Here is a 23,600-nt window from a genome sequence, read left to right as displayed (position 1 = left end):
TTTTTTAAGGACGGGTTTTTGTGTTTTTTAAAAGCAGTACGAAGAAAGAGGTCGAAACTTGTGCGTAAAAAAACGATTGTCGTCAAAATAGGCAGTTCATCGCTAACCAATGCGACGGGTGCCCTTGATGTGGCAAAGCTACACGATCATACAACCGCCATCGGCATGCTCAGGCGAGCCGGGCATCAAATTGTGTTGATCTCTTCTGGTGCGGTCGCAGCAGGGTATAGCCTTCTTGGGTATCCAAGTCGTCCTGTGACCGTCCAAGGCAAACAAGCCGCGGCGTCTATCGGACAGGTGGAATTGATGCGGCATTATTCTGAAGCCTTTCAGCATGAGAACATCACGGTGAGTCAGCTTTTGCTCACGCGCGAGAATTTTTCACACTCGCAGCAATACCGAAATGCCCACCAGACGTTGCAAGAGTTGTTGAAGCGTGGCGTGCTTCCCATTATTAATGAAAACGATTCTGTGGCGATTGATGAATTGACCTTTGGGGACAACGACATGCTGTCGGCACTCGTCAGTGGTCTTGTTCATGCACAAATGACCATTTTACTTACGGACATTAACGGTTTATATGATTGCCCTCCCCACCTTTTCCCTGAAGCAAAGAAATATCAGTTTCTTCCTGCGGTGACAGACGAACTACTAAAAGCCGCCGGGAAAAGCAGCAGCAATGTTGGTACGGGCGGTATGCGCTCTAAAGTGGAGGCAGCAAAAGCTGCGATGGCGTTCGGTAGTCAAGTGTTTATTGGCAGTGGGTCTGGTGCTGAGAAATTGCTTGATATTATCGAAGGAAAAGGCGATGGGACGTATATCGGCTTCCAAGGAAATAGTCAGGCGACGACGAAAAAACAGTGGATTGCGGTTCATTCTGTGCCAAAAGGTACGCTCATCGTTGATGAAGGGGCGGCGGAAGCCATTCTTTCAAAAGGAAGAAGTTTGTTAAGAGCGGGTGTGTTGCAAATGAGCGGGGCATTTTCAGCGGGTGATGTGGTGGATGTGCGAAATCCGTCAGGTCAGCTCATCGCTCGAGGCATTGCCTCAATGCACTCACAGCAAGAAGTAGTGCAAGAAAAAAGCAATGCCAGTGATACAACCGCACCATTGATTCACCGGAACAATTTAGTCACTATCCAACAAGGAGAGATGATTCATGAGTGATTTGCTAACGAAAGCCACTGCAGCAAAAGAAGCACGTACAGCTTTAGCTTCAAGCACGACAGATGAAAAAAACGATGCCCTTGAACGCATCGCGGTTCAGCTCGCGGTAGATGAGACGTCCATTTTAGAGGCAAACAGCCTTGACCTTGAGGAAGGACAACGCCAAGGCATGAGTGAATCGCTTCAAGATCGCCTTCGGTTGACGTCAGACCGTCTCAAGGAAATGAGCAGTGCTCTGCGTGAGCTAAAGCAGCTCGCTGATCCAATTGGAGAAGAAATGACAACATGGAAGCGACCGAACGGACTTTCGATTCAGCAGGTTCGAGTGCCCATTGGCGTCATCGGCATGGTGTATGAGGCGCGACCAAATGTCACAATTGATGCCTCTAGCCTATGTTTAAAAACGGGGAACGCCGTTTTATTACGAGGCTCCTCGACCGCCATTCACTCAAACCGCGCGCTTGTGAAATCGATCCAAACAGCTCTTAAAGCTTCTGCACTCCCTGAAGGTGCGGTACAGCTTTTAGAGGACACATCGAGGGAAACCGCTGCAAAGATGTTTAAGCTTAATTCTCACTTAGATGTATTGATTCCTCGTGGGAGTGCCGCTCTTATTCAAGCTGTCCTGGAGCAATCTACAGTGCCTGTTTTAGAAACCGGAGCTGGCAATTGTCATGTATTTATTGATTCATCCGCCCAAAAAGACATGGCCATTGCAATCGCTGTGAATGCCAAAACGCAACGCCCTTCGGTATGCAATGCTGCCGAGACGCTCCTTGTACACAAAGATTGGTCGGCAAATTATCTCAAAGCACTTTTAGACGACCTCACAGCGAATGGCGTTGAAATTCGTGGCGACGCGAGCATCGTTTCCTTTTATGAAGAAGCCATTCCAGCAGAGGAAGACGATTGGGCTACAGAATACAATGACCTAATCGTCACGGTGAAAATGGTTTCTGATGTGCAGGAAGCCATTGCCCACATCAATACGTATGGGACCACCCATTCAGAAGCCATTGTTTCAGAAACAACTGAACATGTGACGTCCTTCTTTCAAGAAGTCGATGCCGCGGCTCTGTATCATAATGCATCAACTCGTTTTACAGACGGGTTTGAGTTTGGCTTTGGCGCGGAAATCGGCATCAGCACGCAGAAACTCCATGCCCGCGGACCAATGGGGCTGCTCGCCTTGACCTCCAGCAAATATTTAATAGAAGGAACCGGTCAAATTAAAGGGTAAGATCATCACTGATACATCGATTCGAAAGGCTCTCGTCGTTATTCCTTTGCCGCTCGTTATTTAGAGCGTAGAGATCCGCTTTGTTACTAAAAGGCGATCTTTCCCTGGGTTCACAAGTTATTAATCGATCTACCCCACTTTGCCTCCACTCAAGCATAGCAATCGTTTAAGATGGTTTTTGCGCTACGAAAAATTGAGTTAAGTAAAACAACCGCATATTGACTGATACAAAAAAACCCGAACGGTCCTATGAAATTCTAAGCAAAATTTCATCGTCGTTCGGATTTTTTCTATACTCTATTTCATGCTGACAGACTTCTAGTGATTTTTACGATTATGCGTTAGGCTTCGTCGTTTCTCGCACAAGAAGCTCCTCCTGGAGGACTTCATGACGGAGAGAAAGAGCTTCACCTTCCAATAACGCAAGCATCATCTCCATTGCTTTGACGCCGATTTGTCTCATCGGCTGGGCAATGGTCGTGAGCTGTGGTTGGAAAATCGAAGCAAACGGAATATTATCGAATCCGATCACTGACACATCACGAGGCACAACATACCCTGACGCATGCAGCGCATTTATGACGCCAAAGGCCATCTCATCACTAGCACAGAAAAAAGCATCTGGCACCTTCCCCGTTTGAATGACTGACATCGCCGCATCACGGCCTCCTTCATAAGAGAAGTGCCCGATCACCACATCACCGTCATTTACAGAGAGAGAAGCCTCTTCCATACCTTTCAGAAACCCACGTTTTCGATCCTGACTTAACACTGTATGTAATGGTCCAGCTATATGTACGATGTGTTTATGACCAAGCTCTACTAAATACCTTACGGCTTGCTTGGCACCAAGCTCATTGTCGATGGAGACAATCGGCACGGTCGAACTTTTCACATAATCACAGGCTAAAACGACAGGGTATTCCTCTGCCAACTGTTCAATCATACCTTGATCCATACGCGCGCTAAGCAAAATCATCCCATCCGCCTGTTTTTGCCGTAGTAAATTGACATAGTCATATTCATTCTCCGGATCAGATTCAGCGTCTCCCACAATGACTCGATAGGCATTTTTCGTCGCAATCTCTTCGATACCGCGGAGTACGCCTGAGAAAAAGGTATTCGTAATGTCTGGCACAACAACCAAAATAATGTTCGTCTTTAAACGACGTAGATGACGCGCAAGTGCATTCGGCTGGTAATTCAGCTGTGCTACTGCCGCAAGAACTTTCTCCCTTGTTTCTTGACGCACTCTTTCCGGTTCATGGAAGACACGCGACACTGTTGCTGTGGACACATTGGCCAGCTTTGCCACTTCTTTCATTTTGGCGGCCATCGTGCATCCCCCTCCAATAGGCTCAGTCCTATTTCTCTAGTATACACTTATTCGAGATGTTACGCTTTTTCACTAACGTTTAACGCATTTAAAATGGCATGTGCCACCCCGTGCTCATCATTGGTGAGCGTCACTTCATCCGCCTTGCTCTTTACTGTGTCGTCTGCGTTGCCCATTGCCACCGCTTTTCCAGCAAGCGTAAACATTGAAACGTCGTTGTAGTTGTCTCCTACAGCCATCGTATCTTCAAGGGTAATGCCTTTGTTTTGCACAAACTCGGCAAGTGCAAACCCCTTTTGTGCCTTTACATTCGTAATTTCTAGGTTTCCTTTACCTGAGGAACTGACAGCCAATTCTTCGATGTCATCCAAAAGCTCTCTTGCTTTCTGAAGTTTATGGTCATCAAATGAAAAGGCTAATACCTTTAAAAACCCTTCGCCCTCATTTCCAATGACATCCTGATAATCATCTACGATATGAACAGATCCTTCATTGATACGCTTTTGTGCTGCTTTCTTGATTTGCTCATAATCCGAATCCTTTCCTTGAAAGGAAGACAAAAGATCAATAAACACACTCACAGCTTTATCTGCATCCGTCGTGTAATTGCCTGACGTCGCATACACTTCAAAATAAATATCCAACTCAGTTAAGATTGATTCGACAGAGCGAAATTGGTCTGTCTCTAAATGAACAGCAGATAGCAATTCACCATCTTCAGACCACGTTTGTGCACCGTTCACACAAATCATCGGCAGTGAAAGACCGGCTTTTTCGATTGGCAAAAGAGCTTCCTTTCTTGAACGCCCCGTACAAATGACAACCTCTGTACCTTGTTTGCGAGCAAAACGGATAGCATCTGCTTCCTCCACCTCGACCTCATGTGAATGTCCTAGCAATGTTCCGTCCATATCTAAGGCTATGCATTTCATACGTTATCCCTGCCTTACTGTTATATTTTCGTGCCTGTCATCATCTTATAGAATTCTTAAAAACGTGTAAACGAAATAGACTCTTTTTATTAAAATGGGATTAATTTCATGCTATAGAAATCGCTATCATTTCTATTCTTGACAGTAAATGAAGAAATAATGATTGAATCGATTAAAAAAATGACATGTATTCATATTATGAGGCTGCATGAGTTTTTTAGCCACAGCTTCATCAAACCTCTGGCTCGAAGCGAGACTATATGTCTTGGTCTATACGTTAATCTGCTTTTGCTCACAAAAAAATGACAATAAGCTTGTAGACACGCCATTGCCATTTTAAGTATTTCCGTATAAAACGCATTAAGTTAACCTACGATTTGCATTCCCCTAGCGCTCATTACATTCTTTGCTCAATCTTCAAGTGCAAGGACTTCCAAGGCTGGCTCCCCATTAGGCAAACCTACAGCGTACAGTGTATATACTCGATTTTCTCTAAAGGTGACATCTGGAACCTCTAAAAGAACCGTATTCGTTCCTGCCTGTTTGATCTCCAAATCCACTGTCATCGGGGAAACGCCAAGATAATCACTCGCTTCGCCGAATTCGATGTCTTCAAATACAAGATCGCGCCCAACAACCCCTACATCAATGGATGGCGCACCTGGGGACAAATGAACGACACGGAATTTGGATTCGTTTGCGGGCACGCGTGGAGAATCCTCGAATACATATAGTCCTATGTCATCCAATGTGCCACCTACTGCCAGCGTATACGCCTTGCCGCCATCTAAGGAAACTTCTGTGCGAATGACGGGGTTTGTCGTTTTGCCGCTTGGAAAAACTTCGATGGTATAGGTACCTTCCGGAAGGCGAGCGTATTGGCTGTGCTGCTCATAGGCAAATTGGCGAAGCAACGGCTGCCCATTCACATACACATCCACAGGTGGTGCATCCGGTGAAGCATGTAAGACGCGGGCATAGGCGTAATAGCTATACTTCGATGGATCTGCGAATGTCCGTTCATCGTCTGTAGATCGCCATGGGGAGTGACTTTCTTGGACGAGCTGACAAACGTACCGGTAATGCTTCTGATAATAGTGAATATGCTGGTGGGGATTGATGTATTTATAGTACTCTGCCAGTTGACCGTAGTACAGCGCTTTTTGCAAGGTTTGCGAGTGCATCATCAAGATTCCTCCTACTTTCGGTTTTTGTTCCTTTAAAAACCTATGCGATGGAGGACAAGGATAACACCATTTCATATCATCAAATAAGCCTCTTCGAAAAGGAACTTCCTTTTCGAAGAGGCTTTCTTGAAACGAATCACATTTTTGGTAACAGGAGCGGTTCAGTAGACGGTCTCCGAAAATCAAGAGGTGCTCTCTACCTTTAAATGGTCAAATCATTTCCTCTTGCTCCTTCCAAGACAAAAGGGTCAAGCTAAAATGAAGAGCGTCTTTATCACGGTCCGGGGCGAATTGAAGACCTAGCTGCCGTAGCGTATCTTCTATAAAATCCCGGTCGATCGTTTCATCAAGCAATACGACTTGGATCGTCTTTTTTGATGCTTCAATATCAACGTATCCACAAAGCAGTCTTTCATTGTTTAACGTACTTTCTTTGAAAAACTCCAAGCGTTTCTGCAACGTATCTTGCACGTATTGAACGGTCACGAACGGCGAACGACAGGATGAAAGATCACGGCGTACTAGCAACAGCCTCACTTCCCCTCGCTTTTTTGTAACGCATGAGCTGTGACACTTGCCCTGATTGAAACTCTTTGTTTAAAGTGAAAGAATTATACCACAAAATGATAGCGCTTGCACGTTTTTAATTTAACGCATTAGCGTACTCAACCCTTTTTATATGATACAATAAAAAAACAAAATCTTGTTTTAATTTGATTATCTGTCGTTTTATGTTGTGAGTGTTCTTCACAGAGAGACCTATGTCCTCTCTTATGAGTCTTTTTTAGTTGAAGTTCGCTCGCGCTTTCGGTACACTTAGCAATAAACCTTTTTCAGAATAGAACGCAATAAAGGAGAAGAGCAATGACCAACCAGCCCTCTTGTGTAATAGTTATTTTTGGAGCCACCGGAGATTTAGCAAAGCGAAAATTATTCCCATCAATTTACAACCTTTTTAAAAACGGTAATTTGTCTGATCGCTTCGCTGTTGTTGGCGTTGCCCGTAGAGAATGGTCAAATGATTTCTTTAGGGAAAAAGTGATTGAAGCTGTTCATGATGCAAGCGATGCAGAGGTCGATTCCGAAGACGTAGCGTCCTTTTCCGATCACTTTTACTATCATCCTTTTGACGTTCGTGATACCGCTTCGTTTGTTAGCCTAAAACAGCTGCTTGATCAGCTAGATGATACATATGAAGTGCCGAACAATCGCTTGTTTTACATGGCGATGGCTCCAGAATATTTTGGAACAATTGCTCTGCATCTCGACGAAGCTAAGTTAACTGAAGTAGACGGCTGGAAGCGACTTGTCATTGAAAAGCCTTTCGGTCATGACCTTCCTTCTGCTGAGGTGCTTAACGATCAAATTCGCCAAGTGTTTTCAGAGGATGAAATCTATCGTATTGACCATTATCTGGGCAAAGAAATGGTACAAAACATTGAAGTCATTCGGTTTGCGAACGCAATGTTTGAACAGCTTTGGAACAATCGCTTCATTGCTAACATTCAGCTGACCTCTAGTGAGTCACTTGATGTCGGTGAACGTGGCAATTATTATGAGAAGTCTGGTGCTCTGCGTGATATGGTCCAGAACCATATGCTCCAAATGGTGTCCCTTCTAGCAATGGAGCCGCCAATTAACCTTTCGACCGAAGAGGTCCGCGGAGAGAAAGTAAAAGTATTACGTTCGTTACGTCATGTCCCAGCAAGTGAAGCAGATGATTACTTTGTTCGTGGACAATACGGTGCCGGAGAAATTGATTCTCAAGCAATTAAAGGCTTCCGCGAAGTAGAGAGTGTTACCGATGATTCCAACACGGAAACGTTTGTGGCTGCAAAGTTGATGATTGACAATCATCGTTGGGCTGGCGTTCCTTTTTACATTCGAACTGGAAAAAGCATGACCGTAAAATCAACACAGATTGTCGTTGAATTTAAAGACTTGCCAATGAACCTTTATGGTACACAGGATGTCAGCCTCGGCAAAAATCTTTTAACGATTCATATTCAGCCCGATGAAGGCATTACGCTACAAATGAATGTGAAAAAACCTGGTAGTAATGGAGAGACGACACCAATTGCTATGGAATTTTCGAAAAAAAGCGCTTTAAAAATGAATTCACCTGAAGCTTACGAACGGTTAATGCATGATTGCATGATTGGTGACGCTACAAACTTCACACGCTGGGATGAGGTTGCCCATTCGTGGCAATTTATTGACAGCATCGCGGAGCATTGGAGAGATAAATTGGGAGAAGAATTCCCGAACTATCCTGCTGGTTCAATGGGACCAATTGCTTCAGACGAATTATTAGCTAAGGATGGCTTTCACTGGTGGCCGATCACAAATGTTGAAAACAAAAACACGGTCATCTCTGGCAAAGCATTAGAGAACGACACATCAATAAAACAATAATGTAAAAGGGGTGTCCCATTCGTCATGGCTATGACTTTTTGGACACCCCTTTTAGCTTTTTCGTAAGAACATTGCCTCATAGATCGCTTTTATGGCGTGGACCCGCCTTCTACTTTTGCATCCAGTACGTTTAAATCTTTATGAAAGTAGGCTTTCATTCAAATGTTACAGAACTAGTGCCTTTTCAGGTAATGTAGATCTTATTCTATTTAGGGCGTGTCTTAAAACTCGCTAAGAGGCATCTGTCACCGCCTTTTCGTCCCCTGCTGCGTTCCTTTTCCTTGACGTACGTCCGGTACGTCTGCGAAAAAGCGCCTTGCTTGGAACGAAAATTCGGCAACATCTACTCCCTTCTGAGTTCTCAGACACACCCTAGAAAAAAAGATGTGCGTGTTCTCTTACAAATGCCCATTTTGAAACCATTCTCTAGGCAAACGGCTATACATTCGCGTTCAGCCTGAAAGGGCACAAGTGCATCATCGACTCGAAAAGACCTCGTCGTGACTTCTTAGTCGTGGAGTCTCGCTAGTCGTCGCTTTTGGTTAATAATAAAGGGCGAATCAAAGGAGACCGACCTTTTAAAGTTTCACTTAACTCCTTTACCAAACGACATTACGAACTCGTGTAAGATGCACCAGGTGATCTACCTTGAAACAATGCATGTACTTGCCTTATTTGGTTGCAACACGGCTTTTACCCTCTATACGAGAGCGAGCCACAGTAAACAATGTACGCAGAAACAAACATCAGCGTAGGCAACATACGTAGACTCTAGTGGGATCAGCGCGAGCTGAAGATCCCCTCGGAAAGCCTGCTTTCCAAGGAAGCTGAAGCCGTGCCCCACAGAAAGCGAAGTTTGTTGACGCAGCGATCCATAAAGACCTCGTCATGTTTTCTTTACTGCTAGAGTCTCACTAGTGACCGTTTTTGGTTAATGTAAAGAACGAATGAAATGAGATAGACCTAGTTGGTTCAATGTCGACCATAACCAACGAAGGTAGTGGAAAGGGCACTAGCCACTACTCACTTGCTCTTACAGCAAAAAACCTCTCCAAAAGGAAGAGGTTCAAACGTTCCTAACTCACTTGAAGAGGAATACGTTCAGCTATTTGCGTATAGAGATTGTTTAAGACTGTCTTGCTTCATCAATTTTTTGTTTGAAGGCTTTTGCGCGTTCAGTAATTTCATCATAGCGATTTTCTTTCGCAAGCTTAATATCGACGAGCGCACTACCTAAACCAACAGCACATGCACCGGCCTTGATGAACTCCTGTACATTGTCAATCGTGACGCCGCCTGTTGGCATCATATCAACGAATGGTAGTGGTCCGCGTACGTCTTTGAAAAAGGCAGGTCCCACAACGCTCGCAGGAAACACCTTTACGATATCCGCACCAGCTTCATAGGCTTGAAGCACTTCTGTCGGCGTCATGACACCAGGGATTGAAATTTTGTTATAACGTTTTGTCATCTTTACCGTTTCAATGTCCAAATTTGGAGAGAAAATAAACGCTGCCCCTGCTTCAATCGCTCGCTTTGCGGTGATGCTGTCAAGCACTGTTCCTGCACCAATTAACGCAGAATCCCCGAGCAATTCACGTGCTTTTTTAATCATTGAAGCGCCGTCTTCAGAATCCATCGTAATTTCGAGTGCATAAACGCCACCTTTAGCCAATGCTTCGGCAAGGGGCTCAATGATTTCTTCGTTTGCTCCACGTACGACCGCAACAATCCCTGATTCTTTTAGCTTCAATAAGTGTTCTTGTTTCATTTTGTGGTCACCTCAACACATCGTCTTCAATTTTTTGTGCCATAAAGGCATCTAATTCTTCCGTATCAGGCAGTCCTTCATAGTCACCCTCTGTCATAACGACAAGCGCACCAGCTGCATTGCCTCGCTTCACTGCCTCGTCCCAACGGAACCCCTGCAAATGCGAAGAGAGTACAGCAGCTGCGAATGCATCGCCAGCACCAATGCTATCAACAACCGTATCCACCTTAAAGCCACTGACTTGTGCCTGCTCGCCTTCACAATCGTAATAAGCCCCTTCTGGTCCAAGCTTTACGATCACATTGTCGACGCCTTTTTGTCTAAAATAGCTCGCTATTTTCACAGGGTCGCTTTCCCCACACATTAATTCGCCTTCTGGAATGCCTGGAAGCAGGATGTCCGCTTGTATAGCCAAATCATGAAGGACCTGTGCGGCCTCTTCTTTGCTCCAAAGCGTGAGTCGTACATTTGGGTCAAATGAGACAAGAATCCCTTCTGCTTTTGCCCAAGTGATAAGATCGAACATCATTTGCTTACAGCTTTCACTCAATGCAGGCGTAATGCCAGTTAAATGTAAAAGTCGAGCATTCTTTAAATACTCATAAGGCAGCTGCTCAGTTGACATCTGACTGGCTGCTGAATTCGCTCTGTAATAGTAAACTCTCGTTTGCTTAGCATTCTTTTTTTCTTTGAAAAACACACCTGTGGGCGCTTTTCCTGTTGATACGACCTGCGACACATCAACGCCCTCGGAACGAATGTTTTGTGTGATGTATCGACCAAACTCATCATCACCAACTTGAGATATCCATCCCACACTACAGCCAAGACGTGTTGCGCCAATGGCTACGTTCGACTCTGCGCCACCCATTTGCTTATGAAATCCGGGCACATAACGCAATGGACCTGACTTTTGTGGACTCATCAAGACCATTGTTTCCCCTATTGTAACGATATCCATTGGGTTCATTTTTATAGCCCCCTCTACACTAAATGCTACACTGAACTCTTTAAACTGTTCACTAGGCTTTTCACTCAAAGACTAGTCTTACTGGACCAACAACAACCTTACGATCTCTATTCACTAGTATAGCAAAGTGCTGACGTTAGAACAATTGCGGAAAAGTGAGCTTGACCTGACTATAGACAGCCCGCCATTTCGTTTATGTAATTCTTGAGTGGGACCTCTCTTTACACTATATAGCTAATAACAGTGGTGTACCTAAGCTAAACTACAATGTATCAACAGCTTGTTCAGATGCGAAAGCTGAGCACGTGCTTTTACGCATCCTTGACGATGACATAACTCGCCGCAATGGGACCATGGACGCCAACAACAAGACTCAATTCGATATCTGCCGAATTGCTTGGCCCTGAAATCCAATTGACACAGGATGGAGCTCCACCGTTTGTCTTGCTGTATTCACGTAACGCTCTCGCTGATTGTGTCATTCTTGGCACAATCGTACTTTGAGGGATAATTGCAATATAATTGGTAGGCAAAAGAGAAACTGATCTTCCTTTTCCTTCTCCACTATAGAGCACCACCGTTCCTGACTCTGCGAGCGTACTGTCCGAAAACGTAATCCCAATGTTGGCTTGCTCGCAGGCTGTGATACTTCGTTCGCGGTTACGATTGTCCCAGCAGGTTGTGACAACAGACTGCTTTGGGAACTCTTCCTCAAGCAGTGTGGTCAAGCCATATTCAGAAAACCGTTTGTCACGCCAATAGACGAGAGGTCCTCCTCCATAGGTATTGACCAGTTTAGTGAGTGTTGATGCGAGTGACTCTGATGTCGTTTCGTAAACATCTGTGTGAATTGTGCCACAGTGTGCCTTTAGGACCTCTACCAATTCCTCCTGCGTACATTGTGACAGCACGTTGTCTTGAGGCGCCCGTGACCATACAGGCTTCGCTACTGTAAAAAGGCGCTCTCTCCCTAATGATGTGGCCACGCGCTCACAAAATCGATCACGTCCTTCAATGCGTCCTTTTGTCATTGGCCTTTTCCTCTCTGTGCGCTTTGTACCAATCGCGAAAACGCTCCGCTTTAGGTGCAGGAAAATCCCTTGAGTCGGTCCAATCTGCTAACGGACCAGGGCCTTTCTGAATGTACGTATGTCTCGCCCACGGCACAGTAAGATACGGGGCCGCCTTCGTCGCCCATTGGAACAATTTTGCCGACGTGGTAACGGTTTTAAACCCTTGCATTGCTGCCCGTTCAGCCAGAGGTTGCTTTTTATTTTTTTCTACAATGACCTTCCGATGTTCATTCAGAAGCTCATGGAGGGGAATACGTACAGGACACGCATCCGTGCAAGCCGCACATAACGTCGATGCATAAGGAAGCTCCTTGTGATCGTCATAACCATCTAGCAAAGGCGTGAGTACAGCACCAATTGGCCCAGGATAGATCGATCCATAAGCATGTCCTCCAACATGCCTATACACTGGACATACATTCATACAAGCCGCACAACGAATGCAATGGAGAGCGGATTGAAAGGCCGTGCCTAAAATATTCGAGCGACCATTGTCTAAAATCACGAGATGAAATTCTTCCGGACCGTCCGTTTCCGTCTCATCAATAGGGCCTGTAAGAGAAGTAATGTAGCTAGTCAGCTTTTGACCGACAGCACTCCGGCAAAGGAGGCTTACCATAATATCGAGCTCTTCAAAGGTAGGCACAATCCGTTCCATTCCCATAACGGTAATTTGTGTTTTCGGCAACGCAGTGCACAAACGAGCATTCCCTTCGTTTGTTACGAGGGCGATACTCCCCGTTTCAGCAACAGCAAAGTTACAGCCTGTGATGCCGATATCCGCTTTTAGAAATTCCTCACGCAGCATTTCACGCGCATATCTTGCCAGCTCTTTTGGATCCTCTGTTTTTGTGTACTGGATTTTTTCTTTAAACACATCTCGAATTTGTTCTTTGTTTTTATGAAGCGCTGGCGCAACAACATGCGACGGCGGGTCATGATCATCGAGCTGCAGGATGTATTCGCCTAAATCAGTTTCTATGACTTCACATCCTAGGGACTCAAGCACAGCGTTCATACCAATTTCTTCTGTGACCATGGATTTGGATTTGACAATTTTTTTTGCCTTTTTTTGCTTAGCAATAGCTTGGATGTATTGATTGGCTTCATCCGCAGTTTCTGCGAAATACACATGTCCCCCACGCGCGGAAAGAACATCAGTCAATTGTTGTAAATAATAATCTAGGTTTTCGATCGTATGCTGCCGAATTTCTTCACCTAACAAACGCCATTCTTCCCAATCACCAAGCTCTTCTTCAGCAACCGCCTTTTTCTCAAACAGCCTTTCTTGAGCGCCAGACACCGCTCCACGCATAAATGTATTTTCGATGCCAGATTGTACTCGGTTATCAAACACTCGTTCACCAAATCGAATGGGCATTTTTTTTCACTCCTTTGCACCTGTTTGGCTATTTAAAATAGAAGCTATGTGCAACACTTTGACGTCACTGTTTCTACGTTGCAAGCGACCCCCTATATTCATTAAACAGCCACAATCTGCACCAATTAGAACGTCCGCCTCTGTTTCTTCCACATGGTTTACTTTTTCATCCACCATTTCTTTTGAGATCGGTGGCATTTTCACCGCAAATGTCCCCCCAAACCCACAACAGTTTTGCGCGTTTTTTAATGGTTTCATTGTTAATCCCCTGACGTTTCCAAGTAATGTCTTCGGTGCCTCTGTGACTTTCAAGAGCCGTGTCATATGGCAGGAAGTGTGGTACGTCGCTGTGCCGTGAAATGTGGCACCGACATCTTCGACCCCAAGAACATGAACGATAAAATCTGTGAGTTCATAGGTTTTCTCTTTTAGCAAGATCGCACGTTCATACCATTCAGGATCGTCTTTAAATAGTGTTGGGTACTCTTTTATCATCGTTCCGCATGAGCCGGAAGGTGTGACGACATATGTCGATTCAGCAAAAACAGTCATCATATGCTTCATCGTTTCTTTTGATAGCGTATGATACCCGCTGTTAAAAGCAGGCTGTCCACAACAGGTTTGTGCTTCTGGAAAATCAACTTCACATCCAAGACGCTCCAATAATTCAACAGTGTCTTTGCCAGTCTCTGGATAAAAAACATCCATTAAGCACGTCGCAAACAAACTAACCTTCATGTGTATCCTCCTTAGGTCATCAGGTCATCTGATGACTATTGTATCGTTAAATTTCATTCCACTGCCTTTGAACTGTTCGCAAGTGCGTCTCCATGGTGGTTCTCGCCTCATTGGCGTCCCCTTTTTCGATGGCGAGATAAATGGCCTTGTGCTCTTTGTGAAGCTGTGCACTCATCGTCTCCTGCTCAAACCAAATTCGGCGTGTATCCCGCATTGCTCTTTTCAACATATCTGAAATGGTGTTCCAAAGTTGCTGTAATAAAGGGTTTTGTGCGGCTGTAAGAATGGTCTGATGAAATGCAAAATCCGCAGCTTCTTCTATAACGGTTCCTTTCATCAATGCAAGCGACTGCTTCATTTCAGCTAAATGATCAGGCGTCCTTCTAATGGCAGCAGCAGCCGCTGTCCCAGTCTCAAGATACTGCCTGACTTCAAGAAGATGAGCGATATCTTCTTTTTTCATTAATGATGCTGACACAGATGGAAACGTCATGTGTTGCGGCTGAAAGGTTCGTATATAAGTCCCTTCCCCATGTTTCATTTCAAGGACATTAATCGCTCGCAAAGCGCTTAGGGCTTCTCTAATAGCCGATCTTCCTACACCAAACTCTTTTGATAACGCTTCCACAGAAGGCAAACGATCTCCTGGTTTTAGTTGACCATCCTCAAGACGTTGTGTTATTCGATCCGCTACCTCTTCGTACATTTTTTTACGTTGAATTTTTTCCATTGCCGTTCTCCTTCTGCCGTTCTCCTTCAACCTATACATACATTCATTTTACAAAACACACTCCGATCATTCAACAGAAAATTAATAAGTTTATGAAAAACAATGCAAGGGAATGTAATCTTACAAATATAATTTTTCTAACAGGAGGCTGAAGATCATGCTATATCAAGCAAAAGATTTGGAGTCATATAAATTAGGTGCTGTAGACGGTGAGGTTGGAAAGGTTAAAGATTTTTATTTTGATGATCAATCTTTTGTAGTTCGTTACGTCGTTGCGGATACGCGCACATGGTTTTTTGGTGGAAAAGTGCTGTTAAGCCCAAAATCATTTGAAAGGCTTGATCCACAAGAGCAGCTCATTCATGTCAACCTAACAAAAGATCAAATTAAGGATAGTCCTAAACCTGAGGAGCATGAACCGATAAATCGACAATATGAGAAGGAACTAAGTGACTTTCACGGCTGGGGCTATTATTGGCTCGGCTCCGGTAATATGGCAGGTGGCGGTTATAATTCTTCAGGAACATCGGTCCCTGGGTCGGTTGCTCCGCTGCCACCAATTCCTGAAGAACTTGGAAATGAGGCCAATAAAAATCGTGCTGGCACACAGGACGACATCCGAGAAGGGCATGAAGAAAAGGAATTGGAAGAACATTTGCGTCATGATGACAGTGCCCTGCAAAGTGTCGACGACATTAAAGGGTATGACGTCCATGCCAAAGAAGGTGAGATCGGTAAGATTCGTGATGTCGTTATAGAAGGTGAAACACAAAAGATACGCTATCTTGTCATAGACACTGGAAGCACGTTTAATCGTCAAACCATCCTTCTTTCCCCAGAGTGGGTAAAAGATATTAGCTGGATTGACCGCACCGTTACGGTTCCTTTAGAGCACGATCTCCTTCAGAATGCACCCGTCTTCGAGCATGACCAAGCCATTACGAGAGATTATGAGGAGCGTTTATTTACACATTATAACCGTCCTCACTATTGGACGAAATAATCATCAGTAAGCAAGGGCATATGCTCTTGCTTTTTTTTTATAATAAACTCAGGAGACAAACCTAAATTTTATTGGGTTCATCACCACAACTAGGGGTTGACATAAAGACGTTCGGTCATACGCTTGCTTTTAATGATTGACTCATTTTTTATGATTTGATCACTATTAAAAAAGACTCTTTTATTGATTAAGGGGCAGAAGTCAGCATCATATCTGAAAGACGACCTATTAGAAATCACAGGATTGTGAGCAATGATATCTTTATATTTACTGAATACAGCAGGCGTTATTTTTATGAAGTCCATTGATCTATGTCACCTCGCGGCCACTCAAGCACAGCCTGCGTTGAAGGTGATTTCGCACTGCACAAGTTGTCTAAATTAAAAACAATCCTTAAGTCCACCGCTGCATCAATACTGCACTAGGTGATGTAACTTTGCATGAAACGATGCACTTCCTTGTCTTGATTGGTAAGCAATCACGCCTTCACACGCTTTTTTCCCCGTTAGACGGAGACCAATAAAAAATAAAAACAATTTATGCAGAAGCAAACCCCAGCGAAGTCAACATACGTAGACTCTAGTGGGATCAGCGCGAGCTGAAGATCCCCTCGGAAAGCTTGCTTCCCGAGGAAGCTGAAGCCGTGCCCCACAGAAAGCGAAGTATTTTGACGAAGCGGTCGTAATTCCCTTGCACCCCAATACATCATCGACTCGAAAAAACTCGTCGTAATTTCTTTGCTGCTGGAGTCTCGCTAGCTTTTGATTTTCTTTTTCTTGTTCAACCATGGCTCAAATGAGCAAAATAGAAACGCAAAATGCATTTTTTCGAAATAAGAGCAAAAAAAAAAAACAATCCCACATATCTTGCGGGATTGTTTCACATACAGTGAGCAAATTCGTATACCATACAGTCCACTTACTGTATGGTTCCTCATCGATTCCCTTCAAGAAACAATTGTCTTTCAAAAGCGCAGTTACCAATAGAGGCAATGAGCTCTGAACAAGTAGCTTTCCTCAACCGACTTTAATTCGACTCAACACAACAGCAAACTCAGCCCGAGTAACATCTCTATTCGGCAAAAAGCTACCATCGGCATAACCTGTCATGCTTCCATTTGCGTTCGCTTGCATAATGGCATCATATCCCCAAAAGGAAGAGGGAACATCTGAAAAAACTTGTCGTGTTTGTGAGGTCGACCCATTCGAATCTAATCTCACAATAACCTGTGCAAGCTGTGCACGTGTTAATTCCTCGTTTGGATAAAACTTGTTTCCCGTCATCCCTTGCATTAACCCTGCTCCTGAGACATATTTTATTGAATCGTACGCCCAATGGAAGGTTGGAACGTCCGTGTAATCCTCAGAACCCTCGGCGGGAAAGGAGAACGATCTTTTAAGTATTAAACTTACTTCTGCTCGGGTAATGTTCCGGTTGACACCAAATCGACCGTCAACATACCCTTTCATCCATCCTTGTTCGATTACATTCCTAAGTGAATCCTCCGCCCAATGCCCTTGAATATCTTCAAATGGGGCAGCAGACACTCTCTCAAAGCCTGATCCTACAACGACGAGTACTATAAGAAAGCACCCTAGCATTCGTTTGCGCATCCTTCTTCACCCTCCTTGGCCACTTATGGACAGCCAGCTAGCTCTTGGAATAAAACTCTCTAACACTCTTGTTCGTTTACTCCTTGTCCATTTCTGTGTATTGATTGACGAATTTCGTTTTCTGCGTCTCTCTCAGAGGTAGCTTGAAGAGGATGCCAGGAGATGCACATTTGAAAATTACGCTCTAACGCCATTGCTGTAAATGCTCGATCTTGCTTGGCAATCGAAACCTCCCAATACTCCATTTCTCCTAACGAATTAATAATTGGATATAAACAATGACGGATTTCCTGCACGGTAGGTCTCCTCCCTAGCACTCATATGCCATCATTTTCCCGTTTTTCCTCGTTAGGAAACGTGGAGTTCAGGTTAGACTTGCTGTGGTGCTGCTTCTTTTTTTTCATTAATCACATTCACGAGACGTCGCATGCCTTCATGAATTAGTTCAGGTTTTGAATGTGTGAAATTCAAGCGCATCGTATTTTCCTCCGCATTAGACACATAAAACGGAGCCCCAGGTACGAAAGCTACTCCCTGTTCAACGGCTTCTGGAAGTAAGGACGCGGTATGCACGTAGGATGGAAGACTCACCCAAAAAAACATCCCACCTTTTGGTTCAACATACGTCAACCCATCCATTTCAACACTGTCCAGCAAGCTTTTCATCACAAGCATCCGCTCCTTGTAAGCTTTACACAATGTCGAAACATGAGCGTCCAAATCGAAATCATTGACAAGATGATGCATCGCCACCTGTGCAAGAGAATTCGTATGAAGGTCGGTTGCTTGCTTCGCTTGCGCCATCATTCGAATGATTTGATGTGGTCCAACGATCCACCCGAGGCGCATGGCAGGGACGACTGTTTTTGAAAAGGTGCTCGTGTATAAAACATATTTATTTTCTTTGTCAAGAGAAGCAATAGGCGTATAAACCTCTTCGCTGTTAAATTGGATATCGCCGTATGGATCATCTTCAAAAATGACAACTTGATGTTTTTGAGCGAGTTCAAGAAGCAGCTTTCTGCGTTCAAAGGACCATACTTTTCCGCCTGGATTTGAGAACGTCGGTACGACATATACACATTTTGGCTTTAGCTTTTTCATCTTTTGCTCTAAATCCTCTGGGTCCATTCCATTGTCATCTGAAAGTACGGGAACCACCCTCACCTCATATGACTCAAACACTTGCAGAGCAGCAAGGTAGGTGGGATTTTCAGTGAGCACGATATCTCCGGGGTTAAACATGACACGCGCAAACAAGTCAATCGCTTGCTGTGACCCCGATGTAACAAGGACATTGTCACTTGGACGATGAATTCCTTTTTTCTGTAATTTTTCAGAAAGCTGTTCTCTTAGTGGAGCGTACCCCTCTGTTTCACCATATTGCATCGCTTTATTATCACTTGCTTCAAACGTTTTTTGAAACGCTTGCTTCATCGCAGCTACAGGAAAAAGATCTTCATCTGGAAGACCTCCAGCAAACGAAATGACATCACCTTTATTGACAACCTTCAAAATATCCCTTACTGCTGACGACTGCATAAACCGAACGCGTTGAGCAAACCCATACTTCATTTTACGACACCAGCTTTCATAAATAGTTACTAGATCAAAAGAACAACAATATAAATCGATGAAAATTCTGACAATATATAAATAAATGAACAAAAAACCACAAGGATTGTCATACATTGTATCACAATCCCTGTGGTCGTGGAATTCCCCTATTGATTTGTTTTCAAATGTTGCTGATCCTACGGGTTATTGCTTATTTAACGAACGATTTGAACAGGTACGTTTCCATCTAATGTTTCAACACTTATGGCTAACGGAGTGCTTGAGCCACCTGCATGCATCATGTCAAATTCTAGTACAGACTCGCCCTGTGTGACGGCTTGACGATAGATCAAAATCGACTCCTTAGCCGCATTCGTCACTGGAATGACAAATGTCCCGGCTCTTGTTTTCAACACGCCTGAATAATTCCCTCCACGCGGTGTCATTTTGACTTCAATAACATCCGTGCCTGGCGTGGTTTTCGTTACAGGAATACGCACACGATAAACAGCACCGAAGTGGCCAATATTGGCTTGTGTCAGCTCTGGAATTGTACTTGCTTCCTTCGACATGAGGTTATCCGTGACACCGTTCGAAATCATAAAGGATTCAATCTCTGCGCCGGCTGTATACTCAGGAAGCGTGGACTGAATGATACTGCCTTCCCAAGTACCTCTTGGGTGACGACGGTAATCTAGAGGTAGGATGTCGCCTTGTATTGTCTCTAAATCTTTCGTTGGATTTTTCGATACGACTGTACGTAATGAGAAGTTCAACGCTCCACCACCGCGTTTAGAGACAGTCAAGTCATGTAAAAAGCTAACAAGTTGATCTGGGTCCAGTCTAAATCTGTCTAACGTGACACTTTCACCCGGTCCAATCATGTTGTCTTGCTGCGGCAGCTTTCTCATGTTTCCAGTCATTGCATCGACTGCAAGTGGAAGCCCGACATCATACATGGGGTTCTGCATGCGCCCAATTTGGGTTGTTCCTTTTAATTCACTAATGTATAGGCTATTTTCTGTAGAATGGTTTTCTATCGTGATGCCGATATACACATCCTGTGCGATCCGGTTAAGATGGTAACCAAAAATGCGGTACTCTTGTGTCCGTTTCTCTGTAGTGTTAATCTCATCTTCCCAGAGAACACCATTTTCACCGCGAACGGTCATATGCGAGAGCACCTCAGGATTGTCACTGACAAACATTCTGCGCTGATCGACAAATTCAGCGTTCTCTACATAGACAGCTCGGCGTACAGGCGCTTCCACTCGCGGTAAAACTGGGAGTCCCTTAAAGCGTCTAAACTCATGTTCTGGAGGCTTCTCCTCCGTCGCTTCTTCCTCTGTTTCGTTTGTCGTCAACGTGATCTTGTAGTTTTCCTTTTCCCATCCGATCGTGAACGCGAACCATTCTGCTGCCTTCCGCAAAGGAATAAAGGTGCGGTCTTTATAAATGACCGCAGGCGTATCAATCGATTCCTGTACGCCATCAAAATAGGCTTCATACTCTCCAGGCTCGATGCTCATGACATGCTCCTGATTTTGGATCGTCGCTGTATACGAATCTTGATCCCATGCTACTTTCCAACCGAACAGCTCTGACATTGCCCGTAATGGCATCATCGTTCGCCCATTAAGATTGTATACCTCATAATCCAAGATGGCTTCATTTCCGTTGATCTCCATCTCCATAAAAACCGGTGTCATTTCTTCTTCTAATTCTTTTTGGGTATATGCTTGATTGCTTCGTTCATCAGCAGATACTTTTGGAGTGACAACGGATACACTTAAGCTGGCAATTAAAGCACCTGTTAATAATTTTCTCATAAACTGATTTTCTCCTTCTCCCTGCGAAATTAAACATTAAGAAGACATTGCTTTCTATTTTTTGTACAATGCCTTGTCCTTCATTTGAGCAAGTGACTATGTAGAACAATAAAAGTCTCTCGCAAAACCTCCCTCATACATTTGTTTATCATATCACCGAACGTCTACCAGTAAAGCCAACTCCCTCCATTAGTATTTCGGTTCACTTATTGTTTTTCTTGCGATACTTACGAAATTCATATGAAAAAAAATGAATGTTTTCCTTTGACTAGGTGATTCACCACAATTATGTTGATTTCATATGGGCAAATTAATATTCAATAACACTGCATTTGCGTTGTTGCGATCTATTCTACTCGTTGTGACGATGTGCTAAAAAAAACCACCCCATGTCATTTACATGATGTATGGGGTGGGTTCCTAAACGTATAAACAGACAGTATTAGGAGTGTAGAGATGCTACACTTTAACTAAAAAACATGGTGAAAATAACCCCAGTGAGTGTTCCTAAGCCGTTGGTTACCGCATGGATAACGACACCTGGCCAGACTGACCGTGTCCGATAGAACGTATAACCACTGGCGATACCACAGAAAAAGGCTAGCGGCCATGCCACAGTTATTCCATGAGCAGTGGCGAAAATTATCGCACTTCCGAAGATACTAACCCAAGGACCGTAGCGAAGCAAAGCGTTCGTGAGTACGCCACGGAAAGCAAATTCTTCACCAAGGGGCGTCAGAACAGCGATCATCAGCATATGAACAATCAAATAGAGTGTCCCTGCCGTAGAAGCAGCTCTGTAGGAGGCTTGCAAATCGAAATTCCCAATACCTAACTCATACATGACAATGACAGCAAGGCGACCTAGTATAAAAACAACAACCCCTAATCCAACACTAATCAAGATCCAGCGCTTGGACACTCGTTTCAGGCCAAATGAAGCACCCGAACGGATGCGTAAGAGGTAAGCTGCATAAAAGGCACCCAATCCAGCAAGACCGGATAATGCAGCTAGCAATACACCATTCATTGGGGTTCCCGGCTCTGTGAACATCGTGATAAATGGAACTGTCGCCACCATGACAAGCAGAAACCCTAGCACCATCATTCCAATTTCAGGCCATCCCGGTCTTGTGATATTTTTGCGAGACTCAAGTTCGTTAACTGTTTCATTCGTTTTTATTTCAGACATGGTAAAACTCCTTTCAATAGTGTAGGTGAGTGAACTATTCACATTCGACTTACAAAATCAAAAAAATGTCCAATAACCCTCGGGGATCCTATCAACCAAACTCCCGACCTTCATCCATAAGGTGAACTTTTACTTATTACAAAAAAATGCACTTTTACACTTTCGAATAACCATCTGCCATCCATCATTTATCTTCAAAAACTACAGAATACCAATAGCTGCTTTTGGATGTCTCAATCATTCACATGATGACAGTCTCCATTCATGGAGCGGAACTGATAATACAAGAATGCAAGGTTTAGAAATTATGAAAGCTTACTTAACCTTGTTTTCCCAACTACTTCTCGACAAGCTGTCATATGAAAATCCCTCCTTCATAACTGCCAAGTTTTGTTGTCAAAACCAATGATACACTTGCCAAGTTTTGTTGTCAATAGGCTAAACATCTAAAACGTAACAAACCTTCATTGCTTGGTTATGCACTAAAATAAACACCAACTGAAATGAAGAGGGATGAGTTTTTGAATGGAAAACAAGACTTCAAAAGTGCATTCATCCTAAAAACAAGGTATTGTTTGAATAAACTGAAGAAGGAGATTTTGTCATGCAAAAAACAGCGGTAATCACAGGGGGCGCATCAGGAATAGGGAAAGCTTCTGCTTTTACATTAGGCAGAGAAGGCTATCAAATTGCACTTCTAGATATCCAAAAAGAGCGGTTAACCGTCGTCCAACAGCAGCTTACTGACAAAGGGGTTTCTTCGATCGCTCTTGAAGCGAACGTTTCAAAGGAGGAGGACGTTAAAAAAGCGGTGGATCAAGTTGTTTCTCATTTTGGTCAAATTGATGTCGTCTTCTCAAATGCAGGCATCAATGGGACATTTGCCCCTATTGAACACCTCAAGGAAGAAGACTGGGACTCAACAATGGGAGTCAATCATAAAAGTGCTTTTCTAATAACCAAGCATACAGTTCCACACCTCAAAGAAACGAAAGGAGTGCTCATTTACACTAGTTCTGTCAATGGCACCCGAACTTTCAGTAACTTCGGAGCTTCACTATACAGTAGCGCTAAAGCTGCTCAAATAGCTTTTATGAAAATGGCAGCGGTTGAGCTTGGCCGCTTTGGAATTAGAGCGAACGCCATCTGTCCAGGAGCCATCGCCACAAACATTGGGGAAAACACACATGCCCACTCTTCACAGCTTAAAGAAGTCGCCATCCCAACAGAGTATCCTAACGGTCGGCATGTATTACATGAAGGAGCAGCTCCTGCACAAAAAGTAGCAGACTTGGTCTCGTTTCTTTGCTCTGAAAAAGCCTCCCACTTGTCTGGGACGGAAATATTTATTGATGGAGCTGACTCGTTATTTCCATAGAAAAAAAGCGTCCATGGGTATGATGATGGACGCTTTTTTTCGATTGCGGAACATATGAAATATGGCTCACAACTCACTGCAAATAGTC

20 protein-coding genes are annotated in these 23,600 nt (G+C 44.0%); 5 read left to right on the top strand and 15 right to left on the bottom strand.

The window, feature by feature from the left end; all coding sequences use genetic code 11:
* Positions 1 to 60: 60 nt before the first annotated feature.
* Both proB and EV213_RS03350 read left to right on the top strand, forming a co-directional pair.
* A complete protein-coding gene (gene proB, locus EV213_RS03355; protein WP_243739974.1) occupies positions 61 to 1,167 on the top strand; it encodes a glutamate 5-kinase in 1,107 nt (368 codons plus the stop codon).
* Positions 1,160 to 2,407, top strand: a complete 1,248-nt coding sequence (locus EV213_RS03350; protein ID WP_133579076.1) for a glutamate-5-semialdehyde dehydrogenase — start codon at positions 1,160 to 1,162, stop codon at positions 2,405 to 2,407. The genes proB and EV213_RS03350 overlap by 8 nt, the downstream gene beginning before the upstream one ends.
* A gap of 334 nt (positions 2,408 to 2,741) precedes the next feature.
* On the opposite strand, the gene EV213_RS03345 is transcribed toward EV213_RS03350, so the two are convergent.
* From EV213_RS03345 to EV213_RS03330, 4 genes are all read right to left on the bottom strand, one after another.
* The gene (locus EV213_RS03345; protein ID WP_133579075.1) at positions 2,742 to 3,743 is read right to left on the bottom strand and encodes a LacI family DNA-binding transcriptional regulator; all 1,002 of its coding nucleotides are present in this window, start codon (positions 3,741 to 3,743) and stop codon (positions 2,742 to 2,744) included.
* A gap of 59 nt (positions 3,744 to 3,802) precedes the next feature.
* Positions 3,803 to 4,675, bottom strand: coding sequence for a Cof-type HAD-IIB family hydrolase (locus tag EV213_RS03340; protein WP_133579074.1), 873 nt, complete (start codon positions 4,673 to 4,675; stop codon positions 3,803 to 3,805).
* Between the two features lie 410 nt (positions 4,676 to 5,085).
* Positions 5,086 to 5,862 (bottom strand): DUF4397 domain-containing protein, encoded by a 777-nt coding sequence (locus tag EV213_RS03335; protein WP_166639143.1) that lies wholly within the window; start codon positions 5,860 to 5,862, stop codon positions 5,086 to 5,088.
* Between the two features lie 210 nt (positions 5,863 to 6,072).
* Positions 6,073 to 6,390 carry a hypothetical protein gene (locus EV213_RS03330; RefSeq protein WP_133579072.1) on the bottom strand — a complete coding sequence of 106 codons (318 nt, stop codon included), beginning with the start codon at positions 6,388 to 6,390 and terminating at the stop codon, positions 6,073 to 6,075.
* A 336-nt stretch (positions 6,391 to 6,726) separates the two neighbouring features.
* Here EV213_RS03330 and zwf point away from each other — a divergent pair, with 336 nt between their 5' ends.
* Positions 6,727 to 8,277: a glucose-6-phosphate dehydrogenase gene (gene zwf, locus EV213_RS03325; protein ID WP_133579071.1), complete on the top strand. Its 1,551-nt coding sequence runs from the start codon at positions 6,727 to 6,729 to the stop codon at positions 8,275 to 8,277.
* Positions 8,278 to 9,403: 1,126 nt separating this feature from the next.
* Here the strand turns inward: zwf and EV213_RS03320 are convergent.
* The 6 genes from EV213_RS03320 to EV213_RS03295 all read right to left on the bottom strand — a co-directional run bounded on the left by EV213_RS03320 (position 9,404) and on the right by EV213_RS03295 (position 14,940).
* On the bottom strand, positions 9,404 to 10,048 hold the full coding sequence (locus EV213_RS03320; protein ID WP_133579070.1) for a bifunctional 4-hydroxy-2-oxoglutarate aldolase/2-dehydro-3-deoxy-phosphogluconate aldolase: 645 nt from the start codon (positions 10,046 to 10,048) through the stop codon (positions 9,404 to 9,406).
* 7 nt (positions 10,049 to 10,055) lie between these two features.
* Entirely contained in the window at positions 10,056 to 11,018 is a 963-nt protein-coding gene (locus tag EV213_RS03315; protein WP_133579069.1) for a sugar kinase, read from the bottom strand.
* A 311-nt stretch (positions 11,019 to 11,329) separates the two neighbouring features.
* A complete protein-coding gene (locus tag EV213_RS03310) occupies positions 11,330 to 12,049 on the bottom strand; it encodes a LutC/YkgG family protein (RefSeq protein ID WP_133579068.1) in 720 nt (239 codons plus the stop codon).
* Positions 12,030 to 13,472, bottom strand: a complete 1,443-nt coding sequence (locus EV213_RS03305) for a LutB/LldF family L-lactate oxidation iron-sulfur protein (RefSeq protein ID WP_133579067.1) — start codon at positions 13,470 to 13,472, stop codon at positions 12,030 to 12,032. The genes EV213_RS03310 and EV213_RS03305 overlap by 20 nt, the downstream gene beginning before the upstream one ends.
* Positions 13,473 to 13,478: 6 nt before the next feature.
* Positions 13,479 to 14,210 (bottom strand): (Fe-S)-binding protein, encoded by a 732-nt coding sequence (locus EV213_RS03300; protein ID WP_133579066.1) that lies wholly within the window; start codon positions 14,208 to 14,210, stop codon positions 13,479 to 13,481.
* Positions 14,211 to 14,256: 46 nt separating this feature from the next.
* A complete protein-coding gene (locus EV213_RS03295; protein ID WP_133579065.1) occupies positions 14,257 to 14,940 on the bottom strand; it encodes a FadR/GntR family transcriptional regulator in 684 nt (227 codons plus the stop codon).
* A gap of 157 nt (positions 14,941 to 15,097) precedes the next feature.
* Here EV213_RS03295 and EV213_RS03290 point away from each other — a divergent pair, with 157 nt between their 5' ends.
* Entirely contained in the window at positions 15,098 to 15,943 is an 846-nt protein-coding gene (locus EV213_RS03290) for a PRC-barrel domain-containing protein (protein ID WP_133579064.1), read from the top strand.
* Between the two features lie 1,016 nt (positions 15,944 to 16,959).
* Here the strand turns inward: EV213_RS03290 and EV213_RS03285 are convergent.
* From EV213_RS03285 to EV213_RS03265, 5 genes are all read right to left on the bottom strand, one after another.
* On the bottom strand, positions 16,960 to 17,556 hold the full coding sequence (locus EV213_RS03285; protein ID WP_133579063.1) for an S-layer homology domain-containing protein: 597 nt from the start codon (positions 17,554 to 17,556) through the stop codon (positions 16,960 to 16,962).
* A gap of 59 nt (positions 17,557 to 17,615) precedes the next feature.
* Positions 17,616 to 17,852 carry a hypothetical protein gene (locus tag EV213_RS03280; protein WP_133579062.1) on the bottom strand — a complete coding sequence of 79 codons (237 nt, stop codon included), beginning with the start codon at positions 17,850 to 17,852 and terminating at the stop codon, positions 17,616 to 17,618.
* Positions 17,853 to 17,925: 73 nt separating this feature from the next.
* Positions 17,926 to 19,131 (bottom strand): aminotransferase-like domain-containing protein, encoded by a 1,206-nt coding sequence (locus tag EV213_RS03275; RefSeq protein ID WP_133579061.1) that lies wholly within the window; start codon positions 19,129 to 19,131, stop codon positions 17,926 to 17,928.
* A gap of 197 nt (positions 19,132 to 19,328) precedes the next feature.
* Positions 19,329 to 20,942 carry a copper amine oxidase N-terminal domain-containing protein gene (locus EV213_RS03270; protein ID WP_133579060.1) on the bottom strand — a complete coding sequence of 538 codons (1,614 nt, stop codon included), beginning with the start codon at positions 20,940 to 20,942 and terminating at the stop codon, positions 19,329 to 19,331.
* 466 nt (positions 20,943 to 21,408) lie between these two features.
* The gene (locus EV213_RS03265; protein WP_133579059.1) at positions 21,409 to 22,134 is read right to left on the bottom strand and encodes a CPBP family intramembrane glutamic endopeptidase; all 726 of its coding nucleotides are present in this window, start codon (positions 22,132 to 22,134) and stop codon (positions 21,409 to 21,411) included.
* A 604-nt stretch (positions 22,135 to 22,738) separates the two neighbouring features.
* On the opposite strand from EV213_RS03265, the gene EV213_RS03260 reads away from it, so the two are divergent.
* Positions 22,739 to 23,512, top strand: a complete 774-nt coding sequence (locus EV213_RS03260) for an SDR family oxidoreductase (RefSeq protein ID WP_133579058.1) — start codon at positions 22,739 to 22,741, stop codon at positions 23,510 to 23,512.
* The last annotated feature ends 88 nt before the right edge of the window (positions 23,513 to 23,600 follow it).

The organism is Aureibacillus halotolerans, from assembly GCF_004363045.1.
GTDB lineage: Bacteria > Bacillota > Bacilli > Bacillales > DSM-28697 > Aureibacillus > Aureibacillus halotolerans.
The sequence above is the reverse complement of the archived record's forward strand: the minus strand, read 5'-3'. Positions and strand labels throughout refer to the sequence as shown.